Below are 17,198 nucleotides of genomic sequence, written 5' to 3'. Positions count from 1 at the left end.
AGCACAAAGCAAAAGGCCACCCGTGGGGTGGCCTTTTTGCTTTTTATATATTTGAGAGTACTCCGGGACTATGTGGACCAACTTATTGTTCGGAACGGTAGCTATTTTGATCATTGAAATCCTGATGATCAGGTCATTTTTCATGGCTGTTAAGCGGACAATTCCCCTGAGTTATGTGGTTGCTTCTTTTGTCTTCTTTAGCGTAGAAGTGTTTTGCCGCCAGTTTGTAAAAAAGCTTGATTATCTGAGCACGATAGGGCAGCTGGATAACTTAGAACTGGAAATTACTGTTAGGATACGAAGGATTTTTGGTGACAGACGGATGCACGAAATGGACGTTATCACCCTTTACGGCTTTTTCATCCTTTCAGCCCTCATTTTTGCGCTAATATTCTATAAGAACAGACCCCTCCATTTTGACTTCCTTAACGCCGCTGGATTGAGTTTTTTACTCGGTCCATTGCTCTATTTATTCAGGTTGTTCTGGTGGGGATGAAATTTAGTCCTAAAAACAAAGCCGATTCTTTTTTGAGAATCGGCTTCAGGTAAATACCCTATGACTTAATTATTTCCACGTGTCGGTTTCTGCCTGTGGGATTGGCAGGATGAACTTACTGTCCAGGGGATCGCTGCCAGCCATGTCCATGTCATCCAGATAAGTGGCACGCCTTTTCAAATCATGAAAAAGGATGCCCTCGTACATGAACTCCCTGTTTTTCTCCAGCACCAGGCTGTCATAAAATGCAAAGGCGTCTCCGCCAAAGTCAGACTCCTGAAGTGCAGGCAGTCCGGCACGCGTTCTGATGGCATTCAGATCCTCCAGTGCGGTGGCATCTATTTCCAGTGTTTGCTCGAAGATGGCCTCTGCCCTGGCGAGATGTACTTCTGCTAATCGTATAACCGGAATCACTTTGTCTGCGGTCATAAACTTAGACGATGAAATGGTACTTGTATTGAGCACGTTGGTATAGAATGCAGTGTTGATCTCCGTGGCACGGGTTGTCTCGTCCACATCGTAGTCCACCATGCCGCGAATATCTTCGTCACTGTACAGTGGACTACCTGAAATGAAGCCGGAATTGAGTGAAAACTCAAGAATTCTCATGGTTCCCAGACCGCTTTCGGTGAGAGAAGAGAAATGATTGGCCAGGCCTGTACCTGTGGATTTATCTCCGGTGGTGTTGGCTGTAGTTTGCTGCACAGCGAGAATATCCTCACTGCTGTTGGTGTTGTTGTTGAAGGCCAGTAAAGGTGAGCCAACCAGCGAGAAAGCGCCGGACTCAATGATGTTATCAGCGTAAACTTCAGCAGACTCAAAGTCACTTTTCTGTAAGGCTACACGCATGAGGTAAGCCTGACAGGCGTAATACGAAATAGCAGTTCCATTTTTCCCGGAGGACTCCAGTAAGGAAGATGCTGTGGTCAAATCGGTTTCTACCTGTGTATAAACCTGCTGCACCGTGGCCAGTTCAGGGGTTTCAATTTCACCTATTTCCGTAATGGGTTCGGTGAGCAATGGAAGAGTGGCTACTGAAAGTGAGCTTCCTCCTTCCTCGTATTGAGGCCCCCAAAGACGCACCATTTCAAAGTAGAGTATTCCCCTGATGGCCTGACATTCTCCCTGAATGCGCCCTTTTGCAGAGGCATTCTCTACATTATCAATGTTGGCCAGAATGCTATTGACCGTATTGATGACTTCATAGGCCCGTCTCCAGTTGGACTCAACCCTTAGGTTGGTTCGAAGAATGTCTTTATCGATAAAATCCGAATACGGAGGCGCGTTTACGTCATCCCATGAGATTTCATTGGAGTTTCTTCTACTAAGGAGCTCCGGGAAGAGTTTGAAATCGCCCCCCAGCAGCTCGCCGCCACCAGTACCGTCATAGATACCCATGAGGTTATAGTAAGCACCGTTAAGGGCCTCCTCAATGGCGGCCTGGTCAGTGAGTACTTCCCCACTAATGGTATTTTCGGCATCTATGTCCAGTAGCCCTTCACAAGAGATGAACGAAAGGGTGAAGAGAAGTATGAAAATTCTGAAAGCTTTCATTGCGGTGTTTTTTAAGGTCAAATTTTTCATGATTACAGCCCGAGTTTAATTCCACCCATAAATATTTTTGGTTGCGGGGCAGTGAAGTTGTCAATGCCGCGACTAATGTTTTGTCCCACCACTCCGTCCAGGGGATCAAAATAGCTGACATCAGGATCATAGCCCGTGTAGTCCGTAAAGGTGAGCAGGTTGGTTCCACCCACATAGATACTCATATATTGCATTCCCCATCCGCTGACCATGTCGCTAGGTAGGTTGTAGGTCAGGGTCAGGGTTTTCATTCTCACATAGCTCCCATCCTGTAGCCATCTGGTCGAGGGAAAAGTGTTTTCCTGAAAAGGATCAAGCACAGGATAATCCGCATCGTCGCCCGGAGCATACCATCTGTCTGCCTGCGTGGCCAGCTGTCCGAGGTTCAGGATTCCACTATTTGCCAGAAACTCGCCGGTTTCGTAATACAAATCGGCCCCACCTACAAACTGAAAGAGCGCGGAAAGTTCGAAGTTTTTGAAACGGAATGAGTTGGTAAACCCACCATAGTAATCAGGGTTAGGATTTCCTACGATCTGTCTTGGAGCACTGGCCCAGTCAGAAGTGGTACCGCCCAGCCCATTGTCATAGAGGGCTTCACCGGTCACGTTGTCCACGCCCACATATTTGCGCATGTAAAACACCCCTGCTGATTCGCCCTCCAGAAAGGCATTGACTCCCACGATCAGGTTGGAACCCTGCAGGTTTGTGACTTTATTTTGATTAAAAGAAATGTTGAAATCCGTCGTCCAGCTAAAATCCCCTGTTTCCACATTCACCGTACTCAGGTTAAACTCATATCCCTTGTTTTCCATGGAGCCCACATTTTTCAGTACAGAGGCAAAACCACTTGTTTGAGATACAGGCACCGGAAACAGCAAGTCTGTAGTGGTTTTCTTATAGTAGTCCACAGAGCCGGAAATGCGATCGTTTAAGAAGGCAAAGTCAAGCCCAATGTCCATTTGTGCTGTGGTTTCCCACTTTAAATTAGGGTTGGCGAGGTTCGAGAGCCTGATACCGTCCCTGCTTCCATAGCGGATGTTATAGTAGTTGCTTCTGTACAGAAAATCATCCTGAGGAGTGTTACCCACCAAACCATATGAAGCTTTCAACTTCAGGAAGCTTACCGGAGATACTCCTTCCATGAATGACTCATTGCTGATATTCCATCCGGTGGAGACTGCAGGGAAGAACCCATATCGGTTATCCGGGCCGAACTTGGAAGAGCCATCCATCCTGCCACTTACCTGCAGTATGTACTTATCCAAAAGGGTATAGTTAAACCGGCCAAAGGTGGAGGCAAATCTGCTCGCCTGGCCGGGTATGTCCACGGTGGTGAGGGACGGATTGTTTTCGGCCAGACCTTCCAGCTGACTCACACTGTTGATGTTGGCTACTCTGTAGCTGGAGGTGGTATTGGATTCCTGATAGGAAGCTCCCAGCATCACAGAAACCTTATGGTCATCGCTGAGCTCCGGCGTGTAGGTAAACCATCCGTTAAAAATATAGTTTTTGAGGTTTTGCTCTCCCAGCTGCGAACGACCAGTGATGGCACCATCGCGTGTTTCCGGGCCTTGTCTGATTTCCTGGCGGGCGTCGTTAAAGTCCATTCCCCCGTTGACATCAAAGCTGAGCTGATCAGAAAAGTCATATTTCAACCCAAGGCTACCTACCAGGCTATTATTGAAACCCAGATTGTCAGAGAAATTGACTTCTGTGAGCGGGTTATACTCCAGGCTCCTTACAATAAGCTGATAATTATTATCGATATTATATCCGTCTGAGGGTGGAAGTACGATCGCTTGAAGTGGCGCTCCCAAATCCTGATCTTCTTTCAATCGGAAATCCTTGGAATAGAAATAGTTCAGATTGAGGTTGGCCGAAAGCTTTGAGGAGATTTTGCTATCCAGCGATAATGAGCCATTCAGTCGGTCGTACTTGTTGCCGATGAGGATTCCCTCCTGAGTGGTGTAAGACATGGAGGCGAAGTAGCCTAATTTTTCAGTTCCTCCTTGCAGACTAAGGTTGGCACGGTGAGAGTAGGCCTTTCGGAAAATCTCATCCTGCCAGTCCGTGTTATAGTTCAGGGAATCGTAAAAGCTTGGAAGGGTAACTGCAGAACCGTTGGGTAAATTGATGGTGCGATCACCGGAAGCTTCCCACTGCTCCAGTCTTTCTTTCGTGACAAACTGATCAAGCGAGAGCGAACGAAGTGTATACTCAATGACCTGCTGATTGTATTCTTCAGGGGTATAGAGGTCTAGTTTTTTGGGTGTTTGGCTGATGCCAAACTGATAATCGGCATCTATCTTCATTTTCCCGGAGCCTCCGGACTTGGTCGTGATCAGGATCACACCATTGGCCGCCCGGGCACCATACATAGCTCCCGCTGAGGCGTCTTTCAGGATTTCTATTTTGGCAATATTGGCCGGGTTGATGTTAGATTGATTGCCAGAGGTCAGCGGCACACCGTCAATCACATAAAGAGGTTGGTTGGAGGCAGAAAGGGACGAGCCCCCTCGAATCCTCACCGTGGTCCCCTCACCCAGCTTTCCACTGCTGTTTTGTACGAACATCCCGGTGGTCTTACCCTGGTTAGCCTGTTCCAGATTGATCAGCGGCGATGGACTCACATCATTAGTTTCAATAGAGGAGATGCTGCTGGTCATCTCTGTTTTAGACTGGGAGCCAAACCCCACAGAGGTGGATTCTTCAGCTTTTCCTGCTTTTAGGGTGACATTTAGCGTGGTTTTACCACCCAAAAATATTTTTTGACTTTGATAACCCTCCAGTGTCACCACCACATTTTCGTAGGCATCGGAGATGGGTAGTTCAAATTCGCCACTGGCATTGGTGATTACAGTTTCATCAGACCCGGAAAGCCTGATGCTTACTCCGCTGAGTGGTTGATTCGTTTTGCTGTCAGTGATTTTTCCCTTCAGGGTCGATTCCTGAGCCCAGCAAAGGTGTGCCAGTAGCAGTAGGGTGAGGCAGGTGAAATAGGATTTCATAAATTATAAGTTTGTCGGCTTCATAAAAATAGGCAGAATGACTATTCGAAAATAGTAATACCCACCCTTTTCATAGTAAACTATAAAAAGCAGTCAGCAAAATACGTGAAAATGGGCACTTCGATGAAAAATCCTTAGTGATACTGATTCAATATACCCTTACCATGGTATTAAATCCCCCTCCGCTGCTCTCTAGCTTTAAACTTGGAAAAAATCAATTCACCGATGAAAGCATTACACAAACTAAAGCACCTTTTAATAACCGGAATTCTCGCCATATTGACTGTGACAGTTCAGGCACAGGATTTTACGGAGGACTTTGATTCCGGACTTCCTCCATCCACAGGAAGTACTGATTTATCACTAAAATCCGGGGACTGGGGAAGAACGGGCGTTCAGAGTGAGGAGACGGGAACAAAAACCCGAAACGCCTCTACGGATGCTGCTTATATTTTCTCCGGATCAGGGAATTTTCTGATCACTCCTAAGCTTTTCAATGCATCTGATATTTCTTTTTGGTATCGGGTGGATGCTCCGGGAGCTGATGGTTTTGTTTTTGATGTGTTGGCTTCTTCAGATGGCGGTACTACGTATGACATTGTAATCGCGGATAATCAAACATCATTAAGTACCACCTACGTTGAGTTTACCCATACTTTCGGAGAGAGCTATACAGGCCCTATTAAAATTGCCACTCAGATAGAAGGTGACTCCCATGGGCTGATCGAGGATTTTTCCGCCAACTTTACAACTGATTTTTCTGAGAATTTCGACACAGGGCTCCCTCCTTCTACCGGGACCACCGACCTCACCCTGACTTCCGGCATTTGGAAGCGTCAGGGGGTACAGTCCGATGAGGCGGGGTCGAGTACTAGAAATGGCTCGACAGATGCGGCCTTTATGTTTTCTGGTGGGGGTAATTACCTTCAGTCACCCACACTGACGGATGTAGCGTTTGTGCAATTCTGGTACAGGGTGAACACCAATAATGCAGACGGCTTTGTGTTTGATGTGCTGGGCTCCTCTGATGGAGGTACCACTTTTGACATCACGCTGGGGTCTGCTGTGACTACTTTTGACCAAACCTATATGCGGTTTGTTTATGAATTTGGGTCGGCATATACGGGCCCGGTGAAAATACAATTCAATGGGATTGGTGATAGTAATGGCTTCATCGATGACTTTATTGCAGGGGCGGGTGTTGCCGAAGCTCCAGATATTTCCTTTATCACGCCTGCTGGCACTGAGGAGGTGAAGTTTGGAGCGGTGATGACCATCCATTGGGACAATGCGTCCCTGGTAGGCACAGATAATTACACCCTCTATTACCGAAAAGTAGGCGCTGCTTCCTGGACTGCCATAGCCAGTCGAACTGGCACGCAGTTAGCTACAGGCACGGGCAATGAAATGTCATATGACTGGACCGTGCCTGATTTTGGATCGGATCTGGACTTTCAGGCGGAATTAAGGGTGGTCAATACCACACAGTCCTGGGATGAGGTAAGTCCTGAATTCAGAGTTTATTTTGAATCAGGTGTGGGGATCAGCAGCCCTGCAGATACGGATCAGAGGAAATTTGGAGAGACGATGGACATCACGTGGACCAATGGAGACATAGGTACTGGTGATTACTATCAACTGTACTACTCCAACGATGGAGGCACGTTTATCAATTTTTACAACGGGTACATTTATAACCTTACCAACTCAGGGTCTGAATCCACTTACACCTGGACGATTCCAGATTTTGGGAGCGATTCGGCCAGTCAGGTGCGTGTCCGGGTGGTGAATGCCACGCGCGCAGTATCAGACACCAGCGAAGCTTTTAGGGTTTACTATGAGCCCAGTGTAACCATCAGCAGTCCTACGGATACGGATCAGTGGAAATTTGGAGAGACGATGGACATCACGTGGATCAATGGAGACATAGGCACAGGTGATTACTATCAACTGTACTACTCCAACGATGGGGGGTCGTTTATCAATTTTTACAATGGGTACATTTATAACCTGACCAACTCAGGATCTGAATCCACTTACACCTGGACGATTCCAGATTTTGGGAGCGATTCGGCTAGTCAGGTGCGTGTACGAGTGGTGAATGCTACACGTGCAGTGTCAGACACCAGCGAAGCTTTTAGGGTTTACTATGAGCCGAGTGTAACCATCAGCAGTCCGACGGATACGGATCAGCGGAAATTTGGTGAGACGATGGACATCACGTGGATCAATGGAGACATAGGCACAGGTGATTACTATCAACTGTACTACTCCAACGATGGAGGGTCGTTTATCAATTTTTACAACGGGTACATCTATAACCTGACGAACTCAGGATCTGAATCCACTTACACCTGGACGATTCCAGATTTTGGGAGCGATTCTGCCAGTCAGGTGCGTGTACGGGTGGTGAATGCCACGCGCGCAGTGTCAGACACCAGCGAAGCTTTTAGGGTTTACTATGAGCCGAGTGTAGAGATTACCTCCCCTATTGCCGGAGAGTATGTTTTGCAGGGAAGTTCTAAGAAGGTTACCTGGACCAACGGTGATATAGGTACGGGAGATTATTTTCAGCTTTACTACTCTAATGGGGGGTCGTTTATCAATTTTTACAACGGGTATATCTATAACCTGACCAACGACGGCAAGAAAAGCACCTATAACTGGACGGTTCCTGCCATTGAAGGGACCAATGTTAAAATTAGGGTAGTCAACGCGACCAGAGCAGTTTCAGATACCACTAAGTCCTTTACCATCTGCAGCAGCTGTCCCGCGCTGGCGGTTTTTTACCCGAACGGCGGGGAAGTGCTTGGTGTAGGCAATAGCGCGGAAATTGGCTGGTCGGTGGGTACTGCCTGGGAGGCCACCGATGAAGTGTTGATTGAACTTTCCCAGGACGGAGGTACTACCTATGAAGCCTCACCCGTGTTCAGCGGCACTTACGCTGAGCTTTCAGGCAATGCGTACGAATGGACCATTCCAGACCTTGTCACTACAGAAGGACTCATCAGGGTTTCAAATGTAACCAAGGAAACAAGTGATGAAAGTGATGCCGAATTTACAATCACCAGGCCACCGGCAGCTCCTACAGACTTCACAGCTACAGAAGACAGCAATGGGGCAGTTATCCTCTCTTGGACAGATAATGCGGATAACGAAACCAGCTACAGAGTTCAATACTCTTCGGATAATGTGTCCTGGGCCAATTACAGTGGCTTTTTGGGGGCGGATACCGAAACATACACTGCAGGGGTCTCAGTCAATTCTGCTTACTGGTGGCGCGTGCAAGTGGCAAGCAGCTCGTTTTCGGAGACTTCAGCGTCTCGGTTTGCAGGAAATATTCTACCCCCGGGTAAAGCATTGTCTTTTGATGGCGGAGATGATTACGTGCAGTTGGCCAATCCCACCAACTTTGATTTTGGTACCGGGGACTTTACCATAGAAGGCTGGGTAAAATCCAGCAATGTGACTTCCACTCAGGTGATTGCCAGTAATTACTCAGGAGGGGATTCGTTTTTCGTATTCTACATGGGTGCCGGCCAGCTCAAAGCATCGCTCTCAAATACCACAGCGGATCTTTCTACCAGCGCCGTATTAGAAAACAATACCTGGCATCATGTAGCCATGGTGCGTTCCGGAGATGCACTCACACTTTACGTGGATGGGGTTTCTTCCGCTAATGTGAGTGGCATGTCGTCCAAAAGCGTTGCATCCGCATCCAATGTGGAGTTAGGCAGACAAGCTTCGGGAAGTCCCTATTACCTCAATGGTGAGTTGGACGAATTCAGGTTTTGGAATGTGGCCAGAACCCAGGGTGAGCTAACCTCCGCTTCTGTCAGTACACTTACGGGAGAAGAACCCGGGCTTGTGGCCTACTATAGGTTTGATCACTCGGCAGGTTCGTCCCTGGCGGATTATGCTTCGGGAAACAACCAGGGTGCATGGACAGGTACCGGTGGTGCCAATACTACCGCTAAATGGGTAACGTCCGGAGCTACCATTAGCAATGACCCGGTCATTACCCTATCTACCCCAAATGGTGGGGAGGAGCTGACTGTCGGTCAGGAGTATGAGATTACATGGACTACAACTAATACCCTCAGTACAGATATGATAGAAATCCGCTTCTCCAGCGATGGAGGGGAAAACTATGAAATGATTGCCGAGGGCACCTCTGAGAGCCTTGGTAGTAGCTATTTATGGACAGTCCCGGATATGGTGACCACCTCTGCCAGAATAGAAGTGGCCAACACCTCCGAAGGTGTGTCAGATGCCAGCGATGCTGATTTCTCCATTGGGGTTAGCCAGCTGAGGGTGACCTTACTGACACCAAATGGGGGTGAATTTTGGGAAATAGGCACCATGCAGGAGATCAGCTGGGAACCTGTAGCGTTTGCCGACACAGACCTATTGGAAATTCGGTTGAGCCTGGACGGAGGAGAAACATTCAATGTGTTGAGTGAGGGAAACAGTAGCAGTTTTCAGAACAATCAACTGACGATTGAAGTCCCTGAGGGAACCTCTGAAATGGCCATCGTGGAGGTGGCCAATATCACTCAGGAAGTAGCCGATGCCAGCGATGAGCCTTTCACCATTGGCACGGTGGATCGCAGCATCACGGTTACCGCACCCAATGGCGGAGAAACCTGGGAAGGAGCCTCTGCTCAGACCATATCGTGGGAGGTGATGAACAAAGAGGACGCGGATCTCATTGAAATTCGATTGAGTACTGATGGCGGAGAAACTTTTTCTATCCTCAATGATGGGACTTTTGGGACTTATCCGGACAATACATTCCAATGGACAGTGGCCGATAGCCCGACAGAATCTGCGCTGATTGCAGTGGTCAATATTTCCAGAAATATTGGCGACACGACCGACGCAGTGTTCACGATTACTCCCGCTCCAGACATCACTGCTCCCAACTTTACCAACTCCTCTGCGGGCAGCGTGGTTGGAGACGATTACAGCATTGATGTGACACTGGATGAAGAAGCTACGGTTTATTTACTCATCTTATCGGATCAAAGTAGTGTTCCGAACGCTACTCAGATCAAGGAGGCTGCCACCGGAGTGAACTCGTTTCAGGGTCAGGTGGCTGTTGGGCAGCTGGATTATACTACTCCTGCTGAATCTGCCGCCCTTGCAGGCACCAGCACTTTTGTGAGAAATTCCCTTTATGATTTTTACCTCACGGCGGAAGATGCTTCGGGTAATCTGAATGCCGGATTGGGCAGACCTAATGTCAGGGCACAGCTTACGCCATTGGAGTCTGATTCGGTGATTGTTTCCACCATTTATGACGTAATGGGGGGTGCCGACTGGTCAGATATTGCAGATGGATGGATAGACCTGCCATTGGCACAACGGGCTGAAATCACCATAGAAGAAGAACGAATCACCGGACTTAACCTGTCAGGGAAATCTGTGACAGGAGTGCTTCCGGACGTGGTGACCGGTCTGGACGCCCTGAAAACCCTCGACCTGAGCAACAATCACATTACCGGACTGGCCAATATGGGTGAGATGTCTAACCTCACCAGCCTGTTGGTGGCTGACAATGCGCTATTATTCGGTGCACTTGAGCCCAACAGTACCTTGTTTTCTGAGCCTGCCGATTATGCACCACAGGCGGTTCTAGGCGAAAAGGATAGCGTGGCCATTCCAAAAGGATCTACTTATGCAATGTCTCACGATGTAGGCGGAAGCAATACGTCCTATCAGTGGTCTGTGGACAAATTCAACACTTACGCTGTGGATTTCAGTGAAGCCACTGGAGGAACCTCCAGTACCTATACCATAGAGGCTATCGATTTCAACAATATGGGGACTTATAAGGTAGAGGCCGTAAACACACTGCTTCCCGGACTCACCCTGGTGTCTGAGCCTGTGCAGGTTTGGGCCACAGCTACCCTGGATATCACCGTAATAGGCGAAAACGATGCCCTGCTGGCAAGTGGAAAGGCATATGCTTTGAGAGACCGGGGACCAGGAGTGCCATATGACAGTATCCCGAAAAGAGCTGATGGCACAGGAGACCCTAATGGTCTGGCGATAATTGATGGCCATGCCTTATTTGAAGACTTGCTACTTGGTAATTATTTAGTGGGCATTCGTGCCGACCCGTCCAAATTCCTGCCGACTTACTATACGAATACTTATTTGTGGGAGGAGGCCGATGTTTTGGATTTCAAAGGAGATCTGGAAGCTACCATGCAAATGACGGTGTTGCCTCCTGAGCTTGGCCCTGGCGATGGTGACGGATCTATTTTCGGAGGCATTGAATCAGATTTTGGCGAAGATGAGGGAGGTAGGGTGAACGCCCGAAGGAAGGTGAAGCGTGCGGGCTGTTCCATGAGGAGGTTTGTGAGAAGCGGAAGACAACTGCAGGATGGTAGCTGGGAGCTTATTGCCTATGTGGAGTCAGATGATGAGGGTCGTTTTAAGTTTGACTTTATGCCTGCGGGCACCTACCGGTTCAACATTGAATATCCCGGTATTCCTATGGATCCGAACTCATTCGTAGAATTTGAAGTAGGTGAAGACGGAGGGAATAACTCCATCGAACTTCAGGCGGTGATTACTGAGGATGGGATTTTTGTGGAGCGCATCAATACCCTTGGATTTACCAAAGGGCAACTAGATCAGCTGAATGTGTATCCAAACCCTGCCAGCGATCAGCTCAATATTGGTTACACCACCTTGCATCGTGGGTTTGTAGTCAGGATGCTTGATCTGTCAGGCACGCTGATCTATGAGCGACAAATAACAGATCAGGGAGCGCGACTGGAGCTGGATACTTATGCGCTGAAAAATGGAATGTACTTTATTGATGTCACCGATCCAGGGAAGCCGGGAGACCGGATTACTTACAAAGTGATCATCAAACACTAATTGGTCAATAGGTGTGGTTAGACCCTGTGCTGATTCGGCACAGGGTTTATTTTTTTAATCACCAGCTGCCACCGGAAGGCCCATCTCCAGGAAAGTTGATAGTTCGTAATGCCTGCTTGTTCCAGTATGGAAATAAGCTCAGACTTTTTAAAACCACGGGCCACGGAAATCGCGGCATCATTGCGTACCATGTAGGATTTTGAGAATAGCCTGGTGAGGAGCCTGATAGAATGATAGGCCAAATAATGACGATGGAGGTCATTGACGATGATGGCGACACGTGCCTGTTCCCTGAAATTTTTGAAAATTGAAACGAGTTGTTTTTCAGTGAAATGATGAAGGAAAAGACAGCAGTGGATGATGTCAAACTGCTGCTGCCTGAATGCGTCGGATAGAATGTTTTCCTGTATGACAGAGATATTTGCCCATTTCCTGGTATGTTGGTTGGCATACTCTACGATGTGCTGGTTGGCGTCTATACCAGTGAATTCAACCTCATGTTTTTTCTGTTTGGCAATCCTGGCCATGGCCATCAGGATATCAGCACCCCCACAGCCCAAATCTGCCACAGATCGGATTTTGTGAGATTTCAGAAGTTTCCTAAACGCACTTAAACTGATTTGATTACCTCCAAGCCGGCGGTTGATGATGTCCAGTTCGCGCAGGGTCTGACCTATGACCTCACCCGAGATGTTAAGGTCATCCATGATTTCTGCTTCTTCAGACCGGTGCTTCAGGGTCATATGGTTTTTATTTTGAGGAGCATACTCTCGAGCGTGAGCCCGGGGCCAAAGGCAAAACTGAGAATGTTTTTATCCTCATCCTGATTGGAAATATTCTTCATCAGCCTCTGGAGTACGAAAAGGACAGTTGGAGAAGACATGTTTCCGTAATTTCTCATGACCTCATAGGCATGACCGTTTTGGTCCCTGGAAACCCCCAGTTCTTCTTCTATCACTTCCAGAATTCGTTTCCCCCCCGGATGAATGGCGAAGTAATCAATGTCCGAGAGGTTTAAGGATAACTTGCTCAGAAGTTTTTGTGTAAGACTGGCAATTCCTGACCGGATGACCTCTGGTACTTGCACAGAAAGCTTCATTTCAAAGCCAAAATCACCAATGTGCCAGGCCATATCTGTCTTTCCGGAGGGCGCCAGGTCGGCATGGAAGGCTGCCATGGCCAACTGCGTTTTGTTTGGATTTTCACCCTCTACGAGCACCGCGGCAGCACCATCCCCAAAAAGGGTATTGGAGAGCAGACTGTCTTCCGCATCACTTTTCAAAACATGGATGCTGCATAGTTCTACGGCCACAATAAGTACTTTATGCTCCGAATTGTTCTTCACAATCTGATCTGCGATTTTCAGCGCATTGAAGGCGGCATAGCAGCCCATAAAGTTGATGGAAGTGCGCTGTGTGGTAGTAGGTAGCTGTAGTTGTTCTATCAGCTCAATGTCGAGGCCCGGAGCATACATGCCCGTGCAGCTTACGGTGATCAGGTGAGTAATGCCCTCGGGCTGACTGGTGCCCACACAATCCTGCACGGCATTCATAGATAACTTAATGGCTTCCTGCTCATACTTTTTCATTCGCTCCCCTAACTTTGGGAAGGGCTCCAGGTGATGAGACTTTGGAAAAAAATTAAAATCTTCGGGATCCTTACCGAAATCTTCAATTACCGAATGGCGGTACTGAATCCCACTGGCCCTGTAAAGCAATGTGAGGAGTTTTTCTTTCTCCGGTTTTAGCCCCAGGTGTTTTGTCATGAAACGCCCAATGTCGGACTGACTGATGCGATTGTCGGGGACTGCGGTACCTATGGAGGAGATGTATGAAGACATAATGCTGTATGAGTAATAATAACTAACTTTTGTGAGGTTCTTACTATCCGATGAAAAAGTCCACTTTACTACATCTCCGAATACCCTTTTCGTTTTTTTTGTCGCCGGTTTTCTTTTTTGCCACGGCGATTGTCTCTGGGTACAACGCTGAAAATTTCTGGCTTGTTTTCTTCATTTTGCATTTTCTCCTTTATCCGGCCAGCAATGGCTATAATAGTTACTTCGATAAAGATGAAGGCAGCATTGGTGGGCTGAAGCATCCGCCTAAGGTCACAAGAGAGTTATTTTATGCTTCATGGATCATGGATGTTGTAGCTATTGCACTTGGTTGGTGGATCTCCTGGCAGTTTGCACTGATGTTGCTGGTATATGGACTGGTGTCCAAAGCATATAGTCATCCAGCTATCAGGTTGAAGAAAATGCCCATAATCGGGTGGCTGGCAGCAGGTGTTTTTCAAGGGTATTTTACTTTTCTCATGGTATGCCTGGCTTTTAGCGGACCTGAAGCACTCGCTGATTTGAAAATTCAGTTTGCCGGAATTTTAAGTACCCTGCTTCTTTTCGGGTCCTACCCCATGACGCAAGTATATCAGCATGAGGAGGATGCCCGCAGAGGTGACCGAACCATCAGCCTCATATTGGGGGTTTTGGGGACCTTCCATTTTACAGCCTTGTTTTTTTCAGTTTCGGTATTGCTGTTTGCTTTCTTCTTTCAGCTTTACTACGATACCTGGGTGGTGTTTTTATTTATCCTGGCCCTTTCACCAATCCTGCTATTTTTTCTGGTCTGGTACATACAGGTGAGAAGAAACCCGGACAATGCGGACTATCAGCGGACGATGTGGTTAAACTTTATTTCGGGGGTCTGTCTGAATGTTTTTTTCATCTGGTTGATCGCTAGCTAAAGGGCTCTCCGTGCGTTTGGCGAATCAGGGCGCGGGCCATGGGCTTCATATATTTTCCGGTGAATACCGCCAGCTCGGAGGCCTGCCCCTTCCCAAAAAGACCCTGAATCTGGCGTCCTGCCCATAGGCGTGTGGCAAACTGATGGTTCCATGTGCGGGTGTAGCTGGCTTCAATGGCTGGCAAGTCAAAGTCATGGCCGGTCTGATTGGTGACGATAATCTCCGAAAGCAGACTGGCTGCATGAATGGCCATGGCCATGCCGTTACCACAAAGGGGGGTGATCATGCCTGCGGCATCCCCGGACATGAGGAGGTGCTCATAGACGGGTTCTTTTTTGACAAAAGTGATTTCATTGATGACCTCCGGATTCTTGAAAAGAAAGTCACTATTTTGGAAAAGAGACTTAAGCCGCGGGTTTCTGAAAAGCACCCCATTTTCCAGTCCTTTTACGTTTTTGTGTTTTCGCATCTGATTACGGTGTACCATGTAGCAGATGTTAAACTTGTCATCTTCAATTTTGCTTACTCCGCAGTAGCCGCCCACAAAATTATGCAGGGCGATGAGGTCGTCAGGAAAGTCTGTCTTCACGTGGTATTTTATGCCCACATAAGGTGAGTGTTCTTTGATAAAGGGGCGACTGAGCGTCTGATCCAGTTTGGCACGTTTGCCATGGGCGGAGATGACCAGTCTGGATTCATAATGTTTGTCCTGATCTGTTTCTACTACGAAATGACCCCCATTGAAAGTGGCATTTATTACGCGAGTTCCTTGTAGTATCTGCGTTCCTGACTCCTGTGACTTTTGGGCCAGCCACTGATCAAAGGTATACCGGCTGATCCCGAAACCTCCCAAATCCAGAGGAGCCGTGAAGGATCGGCCTTTGGTGGATGAGATTTGCAGCCGATGGATGGATGGGGGCTGGCAATGAGCGGGGAAGAGATCATGCGCTTCCAGAAAGGGGATCACCTCATTGGAAACGTACTCTCCGCATACCCGGTGAAAGGGGAAGGTGTTTTTCTCCAGAAGGAGTACATCCAGTCCCGCCCTTGAAAGCAAAATACTGTTGATCAGGCCAGAGAGGCCCCCACCTATAATGATGATGTCATGCATTCGTCGCAGCTATGAGTAAAAGTTAACAACCATACTCATATCATTCGTTTCAGTCGAAATGTTTTTTTCATTTTTCGTCCATCACGCCAAATGCGGATTCGTATTTTCAATCCATCTTTTTTTCTGAGAAGGGCGTTGATTTCTGATACCGAAGAATTCTGTAGGTTGAGACCATTGATCCTGAGAATGATATCTCCCCGCCGAATGTCTACCTCGGTGGCAGGGGTGTCCTCATTCACATCTGACACCACCAAACTGTCAAGTTTTTTGCCTTCTGCGGCAATGATCATCCCACTCATATTGGCCTCAAAGGGCTCATTAAAGGTGCGGCCCTTGCGGAGATAGAGGGTTTCGTGTGGGTAATCGAAGGTAACATCAAATCTCGAAAGCAGGTCACCGCCCAGGGTACCGTGCCTTGATCCTCTTTTGATGGCCTTGATGTAGGCCCCGCTGATGGGGATGGATACCAGGACTTCCTCAAAAGAAAAGTCCCCAATGAGACAGGTATTCATCCGCCCGAGATGCCCGGGAATTTCACCCCCCAGACCGTGCCCCAGCCTGGTGAGAATCACTTTTTCAGGGCGTTTGAGGTCATCGGTATTGTCTACATCCAATAATAAGGCGTGGCTGGCACCAGAGTCTACCATGAGCTTCACCGTATCTTTTTTATTATCCTGGGTAATTTGCATGTGGATAAAGGGCTTGGTATTATACACTGTCATGGGGATGGCGGTGTCCCACTTTCTGGCTTTGAAGGCCTCCGGGCGGTAGATCCGCAGAATGCGTTCATCATAGTCTATGTTGATCACAAACCGATTGAATACCTCATAACCGATAATCCCGTAGATTTCCTCCCCAAGGTTTTTGTTGAGTTCCAGATAATCTTCCTTCAGCACCAGCATATTGAGTCCTTTGCCCTGTATTCCGCCGGGCATACTCATGCGGATACCTGTCGCCACAAACGCCTGAAGAGAGTCTATCAAACCGGGACCCTGTACCTGGATGTCGCGCACGTAGGTGAGCCCCAGAATATCTCCAAAGACTTTTTCGGTGAGTATGGCAGACTCTGCTCCAGTATCCAGAATAAATTTAAGGGTGAGGAAATTATTGATGGTGATGGGTATGACTATCAGGTTGCTGTACTGTTCAAACTTGATCTCCACCATATTGACCCCATCTGGCATGAAAAAGCCAATGCGCTCTTGTGATGACACGCGCAAGCTGACCATGCACATGAGGAGGAGCACCAGTAACAAACGCCTTGAGAATGGGATGAAACGTAGCCAGGTTAGGAGCATATATTCTTCAAACAACAAATAACCACCAATCCCTAGGGATTGGTGCTTCAAATGGGTCT

The 17,198-nt window shown here is 47.9% G+C and carries 9 protein-coding genes; 3 read left to right on the top strand and 6 right to left on the bottom strand.

All coding sequences use genetic code 11. The features are described 5' to 3' along the window. Window positions 1-70: 70 nt before the first annotated feature. Window positions 71-496: a hypothetical protein gene (locus RIH33_RS10300; protein ID WP_406652090.1), complete on the top strand. Its 426-nt coding sequence runs from the start codon at window positions 71-73 to the stop codon at window positions 494-496. Between the two features lie 69 nt (window positions 497-565). Here the strand turns inward: RIH33_RS10300 and RIH33_RS10295 are convergent, their stop codons facing one another. Both RIH33_RS10295 and RIH33_RS10290 read right to left on the bottom strand, forming a co-directional pair. Beyond that, window positions 566-2,050: a RagB/SusD family nutrient uptake outer membrane protein gene (locus tag RIH33_RS10295; RefSeq protein WP_406652089.1), complete on the bottom strand. Its 1,485-nt coding sequence runs from the start codon at window positions 2,048-2,050 to the stop codon at window positions 566-568. Window positions 2,051-2,082: 32 nt separating this feature from the next. Next, a complete protein-coding gene (locus RIH33_RS10290; RefSeq protein WP_406652087.1) occupies window positions 2,083-5,091 on the bottom strand; it encodes a SusC/RagA family TonB-linked outer membrane protein in 3,009 nt (1,002 codons plus the stop codon). 225 nt (window positions 5,092-5,316) lie between these two features. On the opposite strand from RIH33_RS10290, the gene RIH33_RS10285 reads away from it, so the two are divergent. Further along, window positions 5,317-11,985, top strand: coding sequence for a LamG-like jellyroll fold domain-containing protein (locus tag RIH33_RS10285; protein WP_406652086.1), 6,669 nt, complete (start codon window positions 5,317-5,319; stop codon window positions 11,983-11,985). A gap of 17 nt (window positions 11,986-12,002) precedes the next feature. Here the strand turns inward: RIH33_RS10285 and RIH33_RS10280 are convergent, their stop codons facing one another. After that, window positions 12,003-12,728: a methyltransferase domain-containing protein gene (locus tag RIH33_RS10280; protein ID WP_406652085.1), complete on the bottom strand. Its 726-nt coding sequence runs from the start codon at window positions 12,726-12,728 to the stop codon at window positions 12,003-12,005. Continuing rightward, window positions 12,725-13,825, bottom strand: a complete 1,101-nt coding sequence (locus RIH33_RS10275) for a type III polyketide synthase (RefSeq protein ID WP_406652083.1) — start codon at window positions 13,823-13,825, stop codon at window positions 12,725-12,727. The genes RIH33_RS10280 and RIH33_RS10275 overlap by 4 nt, the downstream gene beginning before the upstream one ends. Window positions 13,826-13,875: 50 nt before the next feature. Between RIH33_RS10275 and RIH33_RS10270 the strand changes: the two genes are divergently transcribed. Next, window positions 13,876-14,730, top strand: a complete 855-nt coding sequence (locus RIH33_RS10270) for a UbiA family prenyltransferase (protein ID WP_406652082.1) — start codon at window positions 13,876-13,878, stop codon at window positions 14,728-14,730. On the opposite strand, the gene RIH33_RS10265 is transcribed toward RIH33_RS10270, so the two are convergent. Both RIH33_RS10265 and RIH33_RS10260 read right to left on the bottom strand, forming a co-directional pair. Next, window positions 14,723-15,841, bottom strand: a complete 1,119-nt coding sequence (locus tag RIH33_RS10265) for an NAD(P)/FAD-dependent oxidoreductase (RefSeq protein WP_406652081.1) — start codon at window positions 15,839-15,841, stop codon at window positions 14,723-14,725. The two genes, RIH33_RS10270 and RIH33_RS10265, sit on opposite strands and share 8 nt — an antisense overlap. A gap of 35 nt (window positions 15,842-15,876) precedes the next feature. Further along, window positions 15,877-17,190 carry an aspartyl protease family protein gene (locus RIH33_RS10260; protein WP_406652079.1) on the bottom strand — a complete coding sequence of 438 codons (1,314 nt, stop codon included), beginning with the start codon at window positions 17,188-17,190 and terminating at the stop codon, window positions 15,877-15,879. Window positions 17,191-17,198: the final 8 nt, after the last annotated feature.

This window comes from Marinoscillum sp., from assembly GCF_040222955.1.
Classification (GTDB): domain Bacteria; phylum Bacteroidota; class Bacteroidia; order Cytophagales; family Cyclobacteriaceae; genus Marinoscillum.
This window is presented reverse-complemented; position numbering and strand designations above follow the sequence as displayed.

Bases quoted from the DNA above. Each gene is read 5' to 3' on its own strand.
- RIH33_RS10295 (WP_406652089.1), bottom strand. From the start codon at position 2,050: ATGAAAGCTTTCAGAATTTTCATACTTCTCTTCACCCTTTCGTTCATC.
- RIH33_RS10275 (WP_406652083.1), bottom strand. From the start codon at position 13,825: ATGTCTTCATACATCTCCTCCATAGGTACCGCAGTCCCCGACAATCGC.
- RIH33_RS10300 (WP_406652090.1), top strand. From the start codon at position 71: ATGTGGACCAACTTATTGTTCGGAACGGTAGCTATTTTGATCATTGAA.
- RIH33_RS10290 (WP_406652087.1), bottom strand. From the start codon at position 5,091: ATGAAATCCTATTTCACCTGCCTCACCCTACTGCTACTGGCACACCTT.
- RIH33_RS10270 (WP_406652082.1), top strand. From the start codon at position 13,876: ATGAAAAAGTCCACTTTACTACATCTCCGAATACCCTTTTCGTTTTTT.
- RIH33_RS10285 (WP_406652086.1), top strand. From the start codon at position 5,317: ATGAAAGCATTACACAAACTAAAGCACCTTTTAATAACCGGAATTCTC.
- RIH33_RS10265 (WP_406652081.1), bottom strand. From the start codon at position 15,841: ATGCATGACATCATCATTATAGGTGGGGGCCTCTCTGGCCTGATCAAC.
- RIH33_RS10280 (WP_406652085.1), bottom strand. From the start codon at position 12,728: ATGACCCTGAAGCACCGGTCTGAAGAAGCAGAAATCATGGATGACCTT.